This window comes from Stenotrophomonas sp. 1337 (genome assembly GCF_031455455.1).
In the GTDB taxonomy this organism is placed as follows: Bacteria; Pseudomonadota; Gammaproteobacteria; order Xanthomonadales; family Xanthomonadaceae; genus Stenotrophomonas; species Stenotrophomonas indicatrix.
Map to the genome: position 1 here is coordinate 25,631 of NZ_JAVDSR010000015.1, position 17,496 is coordinate 43,126.

Consider the following 17,496-nt stretch of genomic DNA (forward strand, 5'->3'; position numbering starts at 1 on the left):
TCCGCTCGCGCCGGAGGGCAGCGGGGCGGAGCCGGTACAGGGTTGTCCATGGTAACTGGTCGCGGCAGGGGGGACGCTTTTGCCGGGGGCGTGGCACGTGTCGCAGGTGAACAGCTGCGGTGGCGCGTGCGACTTTCAATGGTTGTGCGGGAGGCTCGGGCGATGGGCAATTGCGAGTGAAACGGTCGTTGCCGGCGCCGGCCTGCTGGTGCTGGGTGAATCCGCGTTATGGGTCACAGCTTTCGGAGGGATGTCCGGCGGAGGGTGGATCGCCGCAATCTGGCGGTCAAACGGAGTCATGCATGTTCCTTCGGGTGTTGCTTGCGATATTTCTGGCCTGCACCGCGGGTCTTTCCCTGGCGGCAGAGGCGGCGCCTTCGAATGACCTGCACCACCTTGCGTTGCGGGTGCTGCACGACGGGGGCCCCGCGTTCTCGCCCCGGCTGAGCGTGCGGCAGGGGCGCACGGCGACCGTCGCGCTGGAGGGCAGGCATGGGCAACGCTACAGCCTGGTGGTCGACATTGCCGAAGCGGAGGCCATCGCCGGCGAAGCGGGTGCAGACCTGCAGTGGAGCTTGTGGCAGGACGGGACGCTGCTGCAGGAGGGCGCATTGACGATCTCTCCGGCGATGGTGCAGGCGGCGGCACTGGAGGGGCGGCCGCTGGGTGTCCGCAAGCGTGGGCTGGGCGGGGGACAGGTCGACGTCCAGGTGCTGGACTATTCGGTGGAGGCGTCGCCCTTGGGAGGAGATGGCAGGGAGACTGCCTGTGCCATCGCCTCGCCGATGGCAACCGCTCGCGATAAGGGATGTTGTGCAGCGAAGTGCCAGGATGGCAGCGGACAGTCGCTCAAGTGCTGTGGTGCAAGCTCCTGCTGTGCATGTGGTACCTGTTGCCACGTTCCTTGATGGGCGTCGGCAGCAGGCGTGGCAGCCTCAGGCCTGTACCAGGGTGATGTCCGGGTGGCTGGCGAAGATATCCATCACGATGTCGAAGTAGGTCTGCCCCTCGCCACGTTGCAGGGCGTCCAGCTGGCGGCCGATGGTTTCGGCATTGAACGTACCCGGCTGCCGCAGCTTGTCTTCCAGCCACGCGCGCGTGGCCTCCAATCCCAGTGCCTCTCGGCTGCGGTCGATGTCGCGCCAGACCAGCGTGGCGGTTTCGTGCCCGGCCAGCGCGCCGTAACCGCCGTACAGCAGATCGTCCAGCCCATCGAGACTGGGCCCGAGCTGCCAGGCTTCGCTGGCCATGAATACCCGGTTGATCTCCGCATAGAGGCTGGGGATATCAACAATGGCGGTGCCTTCGATCTGCAGGAATACGGTCATGCGCCGACTGTAGCGTGGGCCGGCGAAAGGCGTTGTGCTGAACGCCGTTGCTTTGCGACGTGGCGCGTGCGTACGCATACTCTGGATCTCTGCCTGCGGTGTTCTGTCCCGTAGTCCTGGGCATTTGAAAATTTTCCTGTAGAAATCCTTCGGGCGGCCGATAGCCTATGCGCCACTTCGCGTCGGGCGCGGTGGCATGCCGTTGCATACCCCCGGCGAACCTCGATTCAAGCCATTGGGTTGGCCCTTCTCCTTTCCGGGAGCAGGACCGCTGACGCGTGGCATCAACACGTGGAATTGATTGTGCAAGCAAGGAAGATGTCTGTGCGCGGTGCGCGCCGCAGTGGTGGAGGGTTGGTGCTTCTGGGCATGGCCTTCAGTGTCGCTGCCCAGCAGGTGGGTGACCCGGGCGCGCAGGAGCTGCTGCGCCAGCAGGAACGAGAACGCGTGCTGCGCGAGCAGCAGGAAAGCCGGCCCGATGTACGCCTGGAGAGCAGCCAGGGTGAGCAGGGTGAGCGCCTGCCGACACAGGAGCAGCCCTGCGTGCGCATCGACCGCATCGTGCTGGACGGCGAGGGTGCCAAGGGCTTCCAGTGGGCATTGGCTGCAGCCGATCCGCGCGAAGATCCCGCCAGCGGCCGCTGCCTGGGCACTGAAGGCATCAACGTGGTGATGAAGCGCGTACAGAACGCGATCATCGCGCGCGGCTATGTCACCACCCGCGTGCTGTCGGCACCGCAGGATCTGAATACCGGCACGCTGACACTGTCGGTGGTGCCCGGGCGATTCCGCGAGGCGGTGTTCACCGAGGCGGATGGGCGGCATCCGGCCATCGCCAATGCGCTGCCGATCCGCAGTGGCGACCTGTTGAACCTGCGCGACATCGAGCAGGGGCTGGAGAACCTGCAGCGCGTGCCCACCGTCACTGCTGACATCAAGATCGCACCTGCAGACGGCGAAGGCGCCGCGCCCGGGCAGAGCGACCTGAACATCGACTGGAAACAGCGTTCGCCGGTGCGTGCCAGCCTGACCCTGGACGATGCAGGCAGCCAGGGCACCGGCAAGCTGCAGGCCAACGCCACGCTGTCGTTGGACAACCCGCTGGGCCTGAACGAGCTGTTCTACGTCAGCGCGGGGCGCGGCGTGTTCAATGGCAAAGGCAAGGAAACCAACAGCTGGACCGCGCACTACGACGTGCCCTACGGCTACTGGCTGTTCGGCGCCACGGCCAGTGCCTACGACTACAGCCAGACCGTGGTGGGCGCGTACGAAAGCTATGACTACAGCGGCCGCAGCGGCAACGCCGAGGCACGCGTGGATCGCCTGCTGCTGCGCAATGCCAAGACCAAGCTGGGCATCTACGGCCGCGGTTGGCAGCGCACGTCGAAGAACTACATCGACGATACCGAGATCGAGGTGCAGCGTCGCCGTACCTCGGGCTGGGAGCTCGGCCTGACCCACAAGCAGTTCATCGGTGCGGCCACGCTTGATGCCACGCTGGCATACCGGCGCGGCACCGGCGCCTTCCATGCACTGCGCTCTCCGGAAGAGATGGCCCAGGCGTGGGATCCGACCCTGCCGTTGGAAGGCACCTCGCGGATGAAGGTGATCACGGCTGACGCGCAGTTCAGCGTGCCGTTCCAGCTGGGCAAGCAGCGCCTGCGCTACACCGCTGCCTGGCGCGCGCAGTGGAACCGCACACCGTTGTCGCCACAGGATCGCTTTGCGATCGGCGGCCGCTACACGGTGCGTGGCTTCGACGGCGAAAGCTCGCTCAGCGGCGAGCGTGGCTGGTCGCTGCGCAACGACCTGTCGCTGGGTATCGGCGGAGGCCAGGAGTTCTACGTCGCCGCCGACTACGGCCGCATCGGCGGGCCATCGGCGCAATGGCAATCCGGCCGGGATCTGGCCGGCATGGCATTGGGCCTGCGCGGCGGCTGGCAGCAGCTTTCCTGGGACGGTTTCGTGGGCTCGGCCCTGCATAAGCCCTCCAACTTCCCGACTGACTACACCACCTTCGGCTTCAGCCTGGCGTGGCGCTACTGATCTGGCACAAGGATTCGTGAAATGAACAGCATCTATCGCCTGGTTTTCAACCGCGCGCTGCGCGTGTGGCAGGTCGCTTCGGAACTGGTGAAAGGCGGTGGCGGCCTGGTCGGCCAGGTCGCCGGCCGGCAGACGGCAGCCGTGTCGCCGCTCGGCTTCGCGCTGATGTGCGCGTTGGGATGGGTCAGCCTGGCGCCCGTAGCTGCAGCGCAATCGGTCGGCCACATCGTGTCCGATCCCAACGCGCCCGGCCGTGAGCGCCCCACCGTGGTCACCGCGCCGAACGGTGTGCCGATGGTCAACATCACCACGCCATCGGCCGGTGGTGTTTCGCGCAACCGTTACTCGCAGTTCGATGTCGGCCGCGAGGGGGTGATCCTCAACAACGCGCGTGGCCAGGTGCAGACGCAGCTGGGTGGCTGGGTGCAGGGCAATCCGTGGCTCGCCACCGGCAGCGCCCGGGTCATCCTCAACGAGGTCAACGGCCCGGCCAGCCGGCTCAATGGCTACGTGGAAGTGGCCGGACAGCGCGCCGAGGTGATCATCGCCAATCCTGCCGGCATCCAGGTCAACGGTGGCGGTTTCCTCAATGCCAGCCGCGTCACGCTCACCACCGGCACGCCGGTGTTCAGCGGCAGCGGTTCGCTGGAAGGTTATCGGGTCAGTGGTGGGGCAATCGAGGTCAACGGCGATGGCCTTGATGCCAGCCGCGCCGACTACACCGACCTGATCACCCGATCGCTGAAGGTCAACGCCGGCATCTGGGCCAACCAGCTGCAGGCGACCCTCGGCAACAACGTGGTCAGTGCCGACCACAGCCAGGTCAACGCTGCGACGGCCAGCGGCGAAGCGCCGACCTTTGCGCTGGACGTGGGCGCGCTGGGCGGCATGTTCGCCAACAAGATCTGGCTGGTCGGCAATGAACACGGCGTGGGCGTGCGCAATGCCGGCAGCATCGGTGCCCAGGCCGGCGAACTCGTGGTCACGGTGGACGGCCGGCTGGAGAACACCGGCGCGCTGCAGTCACTGCAGAACGTGCGCGTGCAGGCGAGCGGCGATCTGGCCAATGCCGGCACCATCGCTGCCACGCATGAAGCTGCGATCACCTCCGGTGGCACGCTGGACAACAGCGGCGGCAAGCTCAATGCACAGCGCCTGCAGCTGCAGGCACAGGCCCTGCGCAACCGTGGCGGTGCCATCGAGCAGACCGGCGTGCAGGCGTTGAGCCTCACCGCAGGCAGCGTGAGCAATCGCAGCGAAGGCCTGATCGGTGCGCTGGATGCGGTGGCGTCGGGCGGCTCCGGCGGTACCCCCAGTGGCACCTCGCCGGGAAGCGGCGGAACGCCAGGGACCGGTGCACCCGGAACCGGCACGCCCGGCACGGGTACCCCGGGTACACCGGGTACCGGCACTGGCGGCGGTACGCCGGTGACGCCGGCTGTTCCGTTGGCCGCCGGTGTGCTGGACATCGCCGGCACGCTCGACAACGACGGCGGCGGCATCAGCAACGGCGGTCGTGTATCGCTGGTTGCGGGCAATGGCCTGGACAACAGCGGAGGCCGCCTTGGTGTGGCCTCGCTGCGCGCCACGGGCGATCTGAACAACGATGGCGGCACACTGCAGGTGCACGGTGACGCAGCGCTGCAGCTGGGCACGCTGTCCAACCAGAAGGGCGCGCTGAGTGTGGCCGGTGCGCTGCAGCTGCAGACACAGTCGCTGGACAACCGGGCAGGCGAGCTGCGCCATGCCGGCAGTGCCGAGTCGGCATGGACAGTGCAAGGCGCGTTCAACAACGAGGGCGGCCTGCTGGCGACCAATGCCGAGCGCCTGACGCTGGGGGCAGGTCGGGTCTTCAACGCCGGTGGCCGCATCGAGCATGCCGGTAACGGCGGCCTGTTGCTGACCACGGGCGACTGGACCGGTGCCGGCGGTCGCCTGAGCACGCTCGGTCGCCTGGACTGGACGGTGGGCAATGCGGACGTGCGCAATGGCACGCTCACTGCAGCGCAGTTCCAGATCGTCGCCGGCACGCTGGACAACCGCGGCGGCAGCCTGCTGTCGCTGGGCAACCAGGGCAGCATGCTGCGCGCCGGTACGCTGGACAACAGTGCTGGTGGCACCGTGGCCGGCAATGGCGAGCTGACCGTCTCGGCGGGGACGCTGGACAACAGCAAGGGCCTGCTGCAGCAGGCCGGCAACGGCGCGTTGCGTGTACACGCCGATACGCTGCGTGGCAGCGAGGGCCGCCTGCTCAGCAACGGTGACCTGTCGCTGACCGGTGGCCAGCTGGATGTGAGTGGCGGCACCACCTCGGCGCAGAGCGTGCAGATCCAGGCCGACGGCCTGCGCAACGCCGGTGGCCAGATCGTGTCGCTCGGCAATTCCGAGTTGGCGCTGGATGTACGTGGCACCTTCGACAACCAAGGCGGGCAGGTGCTTGGCAACGCGGGCCTGCGCATCGATGCGGGCCGCATCGACAACCAGAAGGGCACGCTGCAGTCGGCCGGTAGCCAGGGCGCGACACTGACCGTGCGCGACGAACTGGACAACAGCGCCGGTGCGATCTCTGGCAACGGCCAGTTGCAGCTGCACGTCGGCAGCCTGCTCAACCAGGGCGGCAAGGTGCTTGCGGCGGGTAACAGCCTGTTGCAGGTGCAGGCCCGCGAACTGCTGGACAACAGCAACGGCGGCCGCCTGGCCGGCACGGGCGACGTGCTGCTGCAGGCGGCGCGGCTGGACAACCGTAGCGGTGCAATCGAGCACGCGGGCAGTGGCACGCTGCAGATCCGTGCCGATGCGCTGCAGGGCGCGGCGGGCCGGATTCTCAGCCAGTCGGCGCTGACGCTTGAGGGCGGCGAGCTGGTGCTGGGTGCCGGCAGCACCACCCAGGCCGAGCGCGTCGCGATCAATGCCGAACGCCTGGACAACGCCGGCGGCAACCTGAGCGCCACCGGCAGCGATGCACTGCAGCTGCGCGTGGCGCAGGCCGTGGACAACAGCGGCGGCACGATCGCTGGCAACGGCGCGCTGGACGTGCAGGCCGGTGAACTGCTCAACCGCAAGGGCACGCTCAGTGCTGCCGGTGCAGCCGGCAGCACGTTGCAGGTCGACGGTACGCTGGACAACCATGAAGGCACCATCGCCAGCAATGCCAACCGGCTGACCCTCACTGCCGCACAGCTGGACAATACCGCCGGTGCCATCCGCCAGGCCGGCAACCAGGGCCTGGATATCACCACGGCCCGCCTGGATGGCAGCAAGGGCACGCTGGTCTCTGCGGCTACGCTGACCCTGCGCGCGGATGAGGTAGACCATCGCGACGCAACGCTGGGGGCTGACCGCTTCGACCTCGAGGCCGGAACGCTGGACAACACCGGCGGCCGCATCATCGCAAGTGGCGAGGGTGCCAGCCGCATCCATGCCACCACGCTGGGCAATGCCGGCGGTACGCTGGCCAGCAATGGTGACCTGACGCTGCAGGCGCAGACGCTGGACAACAGCGCAGGCAAGATCCAGCACGCCGGCAGCGGCCAGTTGCAGGTGCTCGCACAGACCCTGCTGGGTGCGGGTGGCAGCGTGCTCAGCAATGGCACGTTGGTGCTGGAGGGCAAAACGCTTGACCTGTCGAAGGCGACCACCTCGGCGCGCCGCATCGACGTCACTGCCGACAGCCTGACCACCGCCGGCGGTGCGCTCACTGCCACCGGCGAAGAAGCACTGCGCCTGCGGGTGCAGGGGCTGCTGGACAATCGCGGCGGCTCGCTGGCCAGCAATGGTGTGCTCGACGTTTCCGCGCGGCAGCTGATCAATGCGCAGGGCACCCTGCAGGGCGCCGGCAGCGGCCGTTCCACCCTGGCCATCGGCGAGGCACTGGACAACCAGAGCGGGCGCATCCTGCTGGGTGGCGCGGGCACGATCAATGCCGCCAGCCTCGACAACCTCGGCGGTACCGTCCACGCCGGTGGCAGCGAGCTGGTACTGGGCATCGACGGTCGCCTCGACAACGGCAGCCAGGGCCTGCTGTCCAGCACTGGTTCGATGACGCTGGACGCTGCCAGCCTCGACAACCGGCATGGCACGGTGGTGGCAGGTAAAGACCTGCTGCTGACCACGGTTGCAGGCGTGGACAACAGCGATGGCGCGATGCAGGCCGGCGAGCTGCTGCAGCTGCAGGCCACTGGCCTCGACAACCAGCGCGGCACACTGCTGGGTGGGCAGCTGACCGTCGATACCCGCGGCCAGCGGCTGGACAACAGCGCAGGTACGCTGGGTACGCAGAAGGGTGCGCTGACGGTGCACAGTGGCGCGCTGCTCAACCAGGGTGGCCGGGTGCAGTCGGCCGCCGATCTCCGCATCGATACCGCAGGGCAGACCATCGACAACCGGGACACCGCCAGCAGTGGTGGCCTGTTGGCGGCGGGCACACTGCAGCTGGACGCTGGTGCGCTGGACAACCGAGGTGGCACGCTGAACGCACAGGGCGATGCGCGGCTGGTGCTGGCCAGTGCCGACAACAGCGCCGGCGGTACGCTTGCCAGCGCGGCGGGCCTGTCGCTGCAGGCGACGACGCTGGCCAACGGCGCCGGGCGCCTGCAGGCCGGGCGCAATCTCGACCTGACCCTGAGCGGGCACCTGGACAACACTGCCGGCGCGATCGCCGCCGGCCAGTTGCTGACCCTCACCGCAGCCAGCGTCGACAACCGCAACACCCGCGGCGGCGATGGCACCCGCGGCCTGCAGGCAGGCCAGCTGCAGTTCGGAACGCAGTGGCTGGACAACAGCCAGGGACAGATCGTCACCGATGGCGGCGCGCGGTTGCAGGTCAACGGCCAGCTGCAGAACAACGGGGGGGTCATCACCACCGGCGGCAACCTCGACAGCAGTGCCGACAGCGTTGCCAACAGTGGCGGCCTGCTGCGGGCCGATGGCAGCCAGACCCTGGTGGCACGCGCGCTCAGCGAGGACGGCCAGGTACACGCCCAGCGCGACTTGAGCCTGACCCTGCAGCAGGGCCTGAGCAACCGCGGTGAATGGGTGGCCAACGGCACGCTGGCCCTGCATCTGTCCGGCGACCTGGACAACCAGGGCGTACTGCGTGGCGGCAACCTCGATCTCAACGCGCAGAACATCACCAACGCGGCCAACGGCGAGATCTCCAGCGAAGGCATCACCCATCTCAATGCACGCGGCCAGCTGACCAATCGCGGCCTGATCGACGGCAAGGTGACCCACCTCGAAGCCGACGTGCTGGACAACCTTGGCACCGGCCGCATCTATGGCGACCACGTGGCGATCTCGGCCGGCGTGCTGAAGAACCATGCCGAGGATGCCAACGGTGCCACCCGCGTCGGCACCATGGCCGCGCGCGAGCGCCTGGACCTGGGCGTGCGCGAACTGCAGAACACCGGCAAGGGCCTGATCTACAGCGGCGGCGACGCGGCCATCGGTGGATCGCTGGGGGCTGATCGCATTGCTGCGGGCACGGCCGGCAGGATCGACAACATCGGTTCGATCATTGATGTGAGTGGCAACCTGGCGATCGATGCGGGCGCGATCAACAACATCCGTGAGAACGTGGTCATCACCCAGACCACCACGGTGAACGCGCCGGTGCGCATGGATCGTCCTGCATGGTGGCGCAACGGCAAGAACGGCACCGAGAACATCCGCAGTACCAGCCACTACATCGCCCAGGAGGTCTATTACCTCAACCCGGCCGATATCCTGGAAGATACGCCGCACATCACCCCCGACGGCTTCACCGTACACCGGGCGGTGGTGCGCCTTACCGCGCAGACCAGCGCGTACTTCTTTGGACGTGGCGGCCTGTATGCCGCGCTGGGTGAGCGTTCGCGCCTCAACCTGCAGGATGGCACCGTGGTGCTGTACTACGTAGGGCGCCAGGACAACCAGGCCAACCCGGACCAGGCCGGCAGTGGCGCCGACGATCCCTTTGCCGAGCTGACCCATCTGCACCCGGATTCGCCGGCATTCCGCTATGTCGATGACAAGCTGACCTATTCACCGGCCTATGGCACCTGCACCACCAACTGCGTGCAGCTGTGGACCTACAAGGACTATGCCCCGGATCAGCACCTGACCAATCCGCGCGGCTCCGGCGGCAACAACGTCAGCAGTAACGAGCAGTACCGCATCGCCACGCAGACGGTGACCGAGGATACTCTGGGGCCAGGCGTAGGCGCCGATGCGGTCATCCGCTCCGGTGGTGCAATGCGATTGCGTACCGATGATCTGCGCAATCACTACGGCAGCATCGCCGCCGGCGGCAATCTCGACATCGTTGGCCTGGGTGGCACCGCCAAGGTGGAGAACCTGGCTGCGACGCTGTATCGCACCCATGCTTTCAACAACGTGGGGCATACCTTCTCCGGCGACCTCGTCACCTGGAGCAACCCGGCGATCTCCGAAGTGACCGGGAAGATCGGCGGCAGCATCACCAGCGGCGGCACCCTGACCATCGACGTTGGCGATCTCAGCAACCTCAACCAGGGGCGCAACGCACCCAACGTGCAGGATGGCGCGGCAATGGCCAACCTCAACGCGCAGGGGCCGAAGACGCTGCCGGACGGCCCTGGCCATAACGGTGCGCAGGGACCGGGCCATAGCGGAGGGACGGGGGCGGAACGCGTGCTGGCGCAGGCGGCCGATGCCGCCGGCACGCAGCAGGGCGGCACGGTCGGGGGCATCGCCGGCAATGGCGCCGCATCCGGTTCGCGCGTGGTCGCCGCCGCCGGCGGCTCGCCGGACCGCATCGCGATGGGCGCGCCGGACACCCGCGCACCCACGGCCAGCCTGTTCAACGTCAACCGCAACGGTGGCAACTATCTGGTTGAAACCGATCCGCGCTTCACCGACCACAAGACGTGGCTGAGCTCGGACCACCTGCTGGGGCAGATGGGCTACTCGCCCGATACCGTGCAGAAGCGGCTGGGTGACGGCTACTACGAACAGAAGCTGGTGCGCGAGCAGATCGGCGAGCTGACCGGCCGCCGCTTCCTGGACGGCTACGCCAGCGATGAGGCGCAGTACCGCGCGCTGCTGGAAGCCGGCGCTACCGTGGCCAGCGAATGGGGCCTGCGCCCGGGCGTGGCGCTAACCGAGGCGCAGATGGCGCAGCTGACCAGTGACATTGTCTGGCTCGTCGAGCAGACCGTGACCTTGGCCGACGGCAGTACCACCACCGCACTGGTGCCGCAGGTCTACCTGCGCCTGCGTCCCGGTGACCTGGATGGGCAGGGCGCACTGCTGGCCGGTGCCAATGTCGATATCAAACTGGCCAATGGCCTGGTCAACACCGGTGACATCGCTGGCCGCAAGCTGGTGACCATCGATGCCGGCAACATCGAACACCTGGGCGGCAGCATCTCCGGCCAATACGTCGGGTTGGCGTCGGACAAGGACATCCGCATTGCCGGTGCATCCGTGACGGCGACCGATGCGCTGTCGGTGCAGGCGGCGGGAAATGTCACGGTGGCCTCCACGGTGGAAACACAGCGGGGCGGTGGTACCTACCAATACGAGACCAACCGCATCGATCGCGTCGCCGGCCTGTATGTGACCAACCCCAGCGGCGACGGCATGTTGTCGGTGGTGGCCGGCGGTGACATCAGCCTGCAGGCCGCGCAGATCCGCAATGCCGGCATCGATGGTCTTACCCAGTTGGCGGCAGGGGGGAATCTGGATGTCGGCGCTATTGCGCTGGACGAGCGCCGCGATGCCACCTTCGATGACCGCAACCACCAGCGCAGCAACAAGACAACGCACGCTACCACGTCGGTACAGGGTGGTGGCGATGTAGTGCTGGCTGCTGGCAAGGACATCAACCTGGCCGCCGCGCAGATCAAGGCCGGTGGTGGACTGGCGCTGCAGGCCGGTGGTGACATCAACAGCCAGGCATTGGTGGACAGTGAGAGCCGCGACTTCGCCAATGCGGGCAAGCGCAGCTCGCTGCAGGTCAGTCAGAGTGATGAAACGGTGCGGGGCAGCACGCTGCAGGCAGGGGACAATCTACTGCTGAGCGCTGGCCGCGACGTGAACCTGACCGCCGCACTGGTCGACAGCAGCGATGGCGCAGTCAGCGTAGTCGCTGGCCGCGACGTGAATCTGCTCTCGGCCAACGAGACGCACGACTACAGTCTGGACAGCTACGAGAAGAAAAAGAAGACGCTCTCCAGCACCACCACCACGCGCAGCGTCGACAACAGCGACAGCTATGCCATCGGCACGGCGATCCAGGGCGAGAGCATCAACATCACTGCCGGTCGCGATCTGACCGCAGTCGGTGCGGTGGTCGATGCCACTGGCAACGTTATTCTTGGAGCGGGCAACAATGTACTGATCACCGCCGCAGAGGACCATCACAGCAGTGAGTCCAGCGAGAGCAAAAAGAAATCCGGCATTACCGGAGGTTTTGGCAACGGCGTGGCGTCGGTGGGCTACAGCAGCGCGAAGAACAGCAGCACCAACGCCGAGCAGTCCACCACTCAGGTCGGCTCGGCCATCGCCTCACGCGAAGGTAATGTGCTGATCAATGCCGGCAACCAGCTGACCATTGCCGCTTCGGACGTCGCCGCTGGCGAGAACCTGACGCTGGTGGGCAAGGACATCGCGCTGCTGGCGCGGCAGGACACCACGGACAGCCAATCCAGCCAGGCGAGCAAGTCCAGCGGCTTCTCGGTGGGCGTGACCTACGACCCGACCAAGGCCTACCGCAGCGCCCGCGACTCGACCACCGACGGCATGGCCGACAGTGGCTCGGCGATGGGGCGGATCACCCGCACCGCTGAAGGTGCGGCGTCCGGCCTGCGTGCGGCCACCACGTCGACCGTGGTGACCGCCGGCAGCCAGCGGTCCAACAGCGAGCAGAGCCATTCGACCAGTGACGCGCGTGTCAGCCAGCTGGCTGCCGGTGGCGACCTAACGCTGATTGCCAACGGGGGCTCGATCCTCAGCCAGGGCACGCAGATGTCGGCCGAGGGCAATGCCGTGCTGCTGGCCACCAAGGACATCGTGTTCGACGTGGCCCACAACACCGAGCGCAGCGACAGCAGCAGCCGCGGCAAGGGCTGGGGCCTGGCCAACAACACCAGTGGCCTGCCGTTCGGTACCAACAACTCGCAGAGCGACGGCAGCGGCAGCAGCGACACCATCACCGGCACTCAGTTGTCGGTGGGAGGTGGCGTGCGCATGGCCACCACCGAGGGCGACATCAGCCTGACCGCGGCCAACATCGCCGCCGAGAAGGACGTGAACATCCGTGCGGCTGGCGATCTGCTGGTGCGCAGCGGGCAGGACACGGTCAGCAACGCCAATACGTCGGACAGCAAGGCGATCGGTTCGGTACAGATTTCCGATACCGAAAAGTTCTCCGGCTGGCACCGCGAGCAGCACCAGGACGACAGCGCGCAGGTGTCACAGGTGGCCAGCAGCATCGGCAGCCTGGGCGGCAACGTGAACCTGACGGCTGGCGGCAAGTACACGCAGACGGCCAGCAACGTGGTGGCCGCCAAGGACGTGAACATCACTGCCGCCGAGATCGAGCTGCTGACCGCCGATGAAAGCGGTCATTACTCGCAGAGCGACAAGGACCTGAAGATCGGCGTGTTCGCACGGGTGAAGTCGCCGCTGATCGACCTGATCAACAACGTGGACGCGGCCCGTCAGTCCGATGACCGCCTGCAGAAGATGCAGGGCATGGCCGCCGGCGCCAACGCGTATCAAGCGGCCAGTGCGATCAGGGGGCTCGCCAGCGATGGCGTGACGGGCAGCGGCGAGCTGTTCCGTGCCGAGGCTGGCATCGGCTTCAAGACGGCCAACAGCAGTGCCGATGGCAGCAGCACGGTCTCGCGCGGCTCGACCATCCAGGGCGGCGGCAACGTCAACCTGACCAGCACCACGGGCGACATCCACGTGGTGCAGGGCAACCTGAGCGCGGGCAACACGCTCAGCCTGGATTCGGCCGGCGACATCCTGCTGGAAGCGGGCAAGGCACACGTGGCAGACCGCAGCAAGAGCAGCAATGCCGGCGCCGAAGTGGGCGTTGGCGTTGTCGTGGGCGCGCAGACAGGCGTGTATGTGTATGCCGAAGCCAGCGTGGGCAGCAGCAAGGCGAACTCGGACAGCAATACCTGGCAGAACACCAGGCTGACCGGCCAGAACATCTCGCTGAAGGCTGAGGGTGATACCACCTTGCGTGGCGCGACCGCCACGGCCGATCGCATCGACGTCAAGACCGGCGGCACGCTGATGATCGAATCGCTGCAGGACATTGCCGAGAGCATGTCCAAGAACGGCCAGGTGGGTGGGCGCGTGCAGGTGGCCTTCGGTAATGCGTGGAATGCCGATGGCTACGCCAGCGCAGGCAAGGCAGAGGGCAGCTACCAGGGCGTGGGCCAGCAGAGTGGCTTGTTTGCCGGCAACGGTGGCTATCACGTGGATGCTGGGCACGTGAACCTGATTGGCGGTGCGATTGCCAGTACCAACGCGGCCAACAGTGAACTGACCGCACAGACGCTGACCTTCAGCGATCTGCAGAACCAGATGGACTACTCGGCCAGCTCCGGCAGCATCAGCGGTGGCGCAGGCGGGCAGATGAAGGGTTGGGACCCGAAGGCGGGCACTGCCGCCCCCCGAGGTGGCCCAGGCATGTCGATGACGGAGAACGGCAGCGACAGCAGTTCAACGCTTGCGACGCTGACCGAAGGCAACATCACCATCGGTGGCAAGCAGACCACGGCGGCGGAGCTGGGTATCAACACCGATGCCAGTGCGGCGCATCGTGCGCTGGAGGCGATGCCTGATGCCACCAAGCTGCTGGCGGACCAGCAGGCGATGGCGGCTGCGGCGGGGACGGTGCTTTCCACAAGCCAGCAGATCGCCAACGACATTGGCAGTGCTGGAGCGAACAAGATCACCGACAAGTATCGGGAAGGGCTGAGCGTCGAAGAAAGACGGGTATTTGATGACCTTCCTTGGGACGAGCAGTTCAAGCGCCTGCTGGCGTTCGATGCATCCTACGCGGATGCGCTGGTGACCCAGCAAAAGTGGGCCCCTGATGGTGTCTATGGCCGCGCATTGGGGGCTGTCACCACCGCACTGGTCGGAGGCATGTCCGGGCAGGGACTAGGTCAGCTGGGTTCCAATGCGCTGGCACCGTATGCGGCTGAACTGATTGGCAAGACGTTCGACCCGAACAAGCAGAGTGCTGTGCCCAGCGAGGCCATGCAGATGCTGTCGCATGCGCTGCTGGGCGCGTTGTTGGCTGAGGCCAATGGTGGCTATGCGGGGAGTGGGGCGCTTGCGTCCGGTGGTGGTGAGCTTGCTGCCAAGTTCCTGACGGACAAGTTGTTCGGCGGGGATCCTTCGAGCCTGAGCCCACAGGAAAGGGAAGCAGTTCTGGCGCTGTCGCAGGCGGTGGGTGCACTGGCGGGTGGGTTGTCGGGACAGGATCTGGCCGGAATCGCATTGAATGCTGGGATTGCCAAGAATTCTGTTGAGAATAATTTCCTCGGGAAGAACGATCAGCAGCGGCTGGCAGATCTACGTGAGAAGTCTAAGAAGGGAAAACTGACGCCACAGGAATCCGCGGAGCTTATTTATCTCGACGGTGGGGATCATATGAGTGATGGTCTGCTGAATATGCTTGCCGGCGGCCAGCCTCTTTCTGTCGTGCAGCAGCACAATCTGGAGCTTTATCTGGGGGCATATGCGCAGCAGAACGGCACGGATGCGGCGATTGCCCTCGTCAGTGGGGGTATTCGCGAGGCAAGCGAATTCCCTTACTCGGGACTTTCGCGTGATAAGCAGAAGTTCACTGATGAGAACTTTTCGTTCTTCGAAAAGAACATTTGGAGAGCTGATAGCGAAAACGAGGCAATCTTCAACAAGGCTGTCATCAGGTCCGGCTTGGAGGTATGGCGCTCTGAAGATCTCCTGCCAACGGTGATGAGGCAGCGGCGTGATTTTGCGCTGATGGATGCCTTGGTCGGTAGCCCTCTGGCGAGCGGAAGCTACCTGTTCGGCAGCCTTGTAGGGCTGAGCGACGATGATCGATATGCGCTCACCATGACTGCGGGGAACATCGCGCTGATTGCCGGGGCAACGGCTGCGGGAAAGACGGGTTTGCTGCCTGTGACGGGCCGCTTGGGAATTAACCCAGTTGGTGAGGGCGGCCAGAAGAGCAGCGCTTCGAGCAGAAGGCGCGTGGGGGAGTCGCCTAGAAGCGATAGTGTTTCCGTCTCCACCAATAGTGGAACAATCAAGGCCAGCGAAACGATCGGTCAGCCTGTAGAGGCTGTCATAAACGGTCGTAAAAGGATGCTTCGGGTCGATATCGAGCCGAATGGTAAGCTTCAGATCCAGTCAGGAGGCGGAAAGGACTCGTTCGTAGACTTCCGTCCGGATCTATCATTGCCCTTGGCTCCTCAGATAGACAAGGCGTTCAGGCGATTGCCAAAATCTGCAAGGGATCAGCTTGTCAGAAACGCTGAGAAGGGGCTAAGACGCCTGCAAGAAACAGGAAATATGTGATGGGAACCAAATTTATTGTTGTTTTGAAGGGTGGCATGAAGTTGCCCGAGAGAAAGTTCTTGATTGATCAGGCATGGGGTGATTTTCCCGTGTCCTACTTTCAGGATGATGAGAGTCTTGATGAATGTAATTTTCTTGATCTTAAAGTTAATAAGTGGGAAATTAATAGCGAGTGGAGTTTGGTGCAAGGGGACGCGCCTTGGATCAGGGTTGAAATATTGCGGGGCGCTCCTCTCGAGGAGTATTTAAAAGGTCAAGGGGTCTTTCCGCTGATAAAGGGGTCTGGTGAGCTGCTGCTTGTTTTTGAGTTGGATGATGGCGGTAACGATTTGGATGAAAATCTTCTGCTTCGGCTTGTGATGGTTTTTTGGGGTAGTGGAATAATATATCGATGGGATGATGGTTTTCATGTCGTCGATGAAGATGCTATTGCTTCTTTACCAGGGCTCGAAGTAGTTCGGAGTCGCTTGCTTAGATGTGAGTAGCTGAATTCTGCTTGCCTGAGCGCTTTCCTGCCAGGTGGCAGTAAAGTGGGTTGAATGTAGTCGTGAGTGATCGGTTGTGGCGGATCGGAATGATCCTGATTGGGTCGTATTTACATGTTTGGATTGGATCTATGGGCTGGTGTGTTCGTGCAGATGCTGAAGTGTCTGACGAAACGTTGTGGATTTGGGCCTGATGATGTTGACTGTAGTTTCCCGAATTTGAACAGCTTTTACGCGGATGATCACTTCTGTGGCGTAGGGTTTTCATATGGAATTCTGTGCGAACCCGACGTGGTTATTGTCAGCGATGAAGATTTTTCTACATATTTGTCTATGGCGTTCTCCAGGTATGTTGAGGGGAATCCTGAATCTGCTGATCAAGTGCTTTCAATGATGTATGTCAAAGGGTGTGTCTGAATTGTTTGCCAGTGGAGGGTTCAAGTGTCCAGTAACGCGCTCAACCATCGCGGCCATGCTCGGCGTGCTTTCTGCAGTAACTTGACGCTGGCGACAACTCTCGCCATAGCGAGTCTGGCACTCACTTCACATCCCTCGCTGGCTGCCGAATCCGGCTTCGAGGGCGTCGCCTGGGGCGCAACCCAGGCCCGGCTGAAAGAAGCACTGGGCGAGCGCTTGGCTACGCGAGCCTGCCCCGAGGAACAGCAGGAAGAGCCGGAACTGAAGCGATACGCGAGAGCCTGCGGCCCTTACATCGAGGATTACACCATCGACGGAATCTCCTTCGTGGCGTTCTTCGGTCTTCGCGGAATCGAGGGGCCGCTGAGCGCTGTCTATCTCGATCGCGCCGCGACGGTAACCAACGAGCAGATCAAGGCAGGTAAAGGTGCGGAATTCAGGTGCAACCGGGTGAAGAAGGTGCTGGCAGAACGGCATGGCCGGCCTGAAAGGGTAAGCGAAACGTCTGCGCGTCCGCGCGACAAGCCTGCGGTGCTGCTGACCGAATGGGTGAGTGGTGATACGACGATAACCCTCACTGAGACAATTGTCTCCGAGGCCCCCGGTCAGCAGTACTACGTCAGTGTCGTCTACGCGCCGAAAACCGAAGTGCCGGAAGTTCGCTGACCTTC

General features: G+C 64.7%; 6 protein-coding genes. 5 read left to right on the plus strand and 1 reads right to left on the minus strand.

What is annotated here, in order from left to right; translation table 11 throughout:
- Positions 1-302: 302 nt before the first annotated feature.
- On the plus strand, positions 303-908 hold the full coding sequence (locus J2X70_RS17775; RefSeq protein ID WP_218788972.1) for a hypothetical protein: 606 nt from the start codon (positions 303-305) through the stop codon (positions 906-908).
- A 27-nt stretch (positions 909-935) separates the two neighbouring features.
- Here the strand turns inward: J2X70_RS17775 and J2X70_RS17780 are convergent, their stop codons facing one another.
- Positions 936-1,328, minus strand: coding sequence for a ribonuclease inhibitor (locus J2X70_RS17780; RefSeq protein WP_218788974.1), 393 nt, complete (start codon positions 1,326-1,328; stop codon positions 936-938).
- A 369-nt stretch (positions 1,329-1,697) separates the two neighbouring features.
- Between J2X70_RS17780 and J2X70_RS17785 the strand changes: the two genes are divergently transcribed.
- The 4 genes from J2X70_RS17785 to J2X70_RS17800 all read left to right on the plus strand — a co-directional run bounded on the left by J2X70_RS17785 (position 1,698) and on the right by J2X70_RS17800 (position 17,491).
- Positions 1,698-3,374, plus strand: a complete 1,677-nt coding sequence (locus tag J2X70_RS17785) for a ShlB/FhaC/HecB family hemolysin secretion/activation protein (RefSeq protein WP_309911517.1) — start codon at positions 1,698-1,700, stop codon at positions 3,372-3,374.
- 21 nt (positions 3,375-3,395) lie between these two features.
- Positions 3,396-15,923, plus strand: a complete 12,528-nt coding sequence (locus J2X70_RS17790; RefSeq protein WP_309911467.1) for a hemagglutinin repeat-containing protein — start codon at positions 3,396-3,398, stop codon at positions 15,921-15,923.
- Complete coding sequence (locus tag J2X70_RS17795) at positions 15,923-16,408, plus strand: hypothetical protein (RefSeq protein ID WP_309911470.1); 486 nt, start codon at positions 15,923-15,925, stop codon at positions 16,406-16,408. The genes J2X70_RS17790 and J2X70_RS17795 overlap by 1 nt, the downstream gene beginning before the upstream one ends.
- A 441-nt stretch (positions 16,409-16,849) precedes the next feature.
- The gene (locus J2X70_RS17800; RefSeq protein WP_309911472.1) at positions 16,850-17,491 is read left to right on the plus strand and encodes a hypothetical protein; all 642 of its coding nucleotides are present in this window, start codon (positions 16,850-16,852) and stop codon (positions 17,489-17,491) included.
- Positions 17,492-17,496 lie beyond the last annotated feature (5 nt).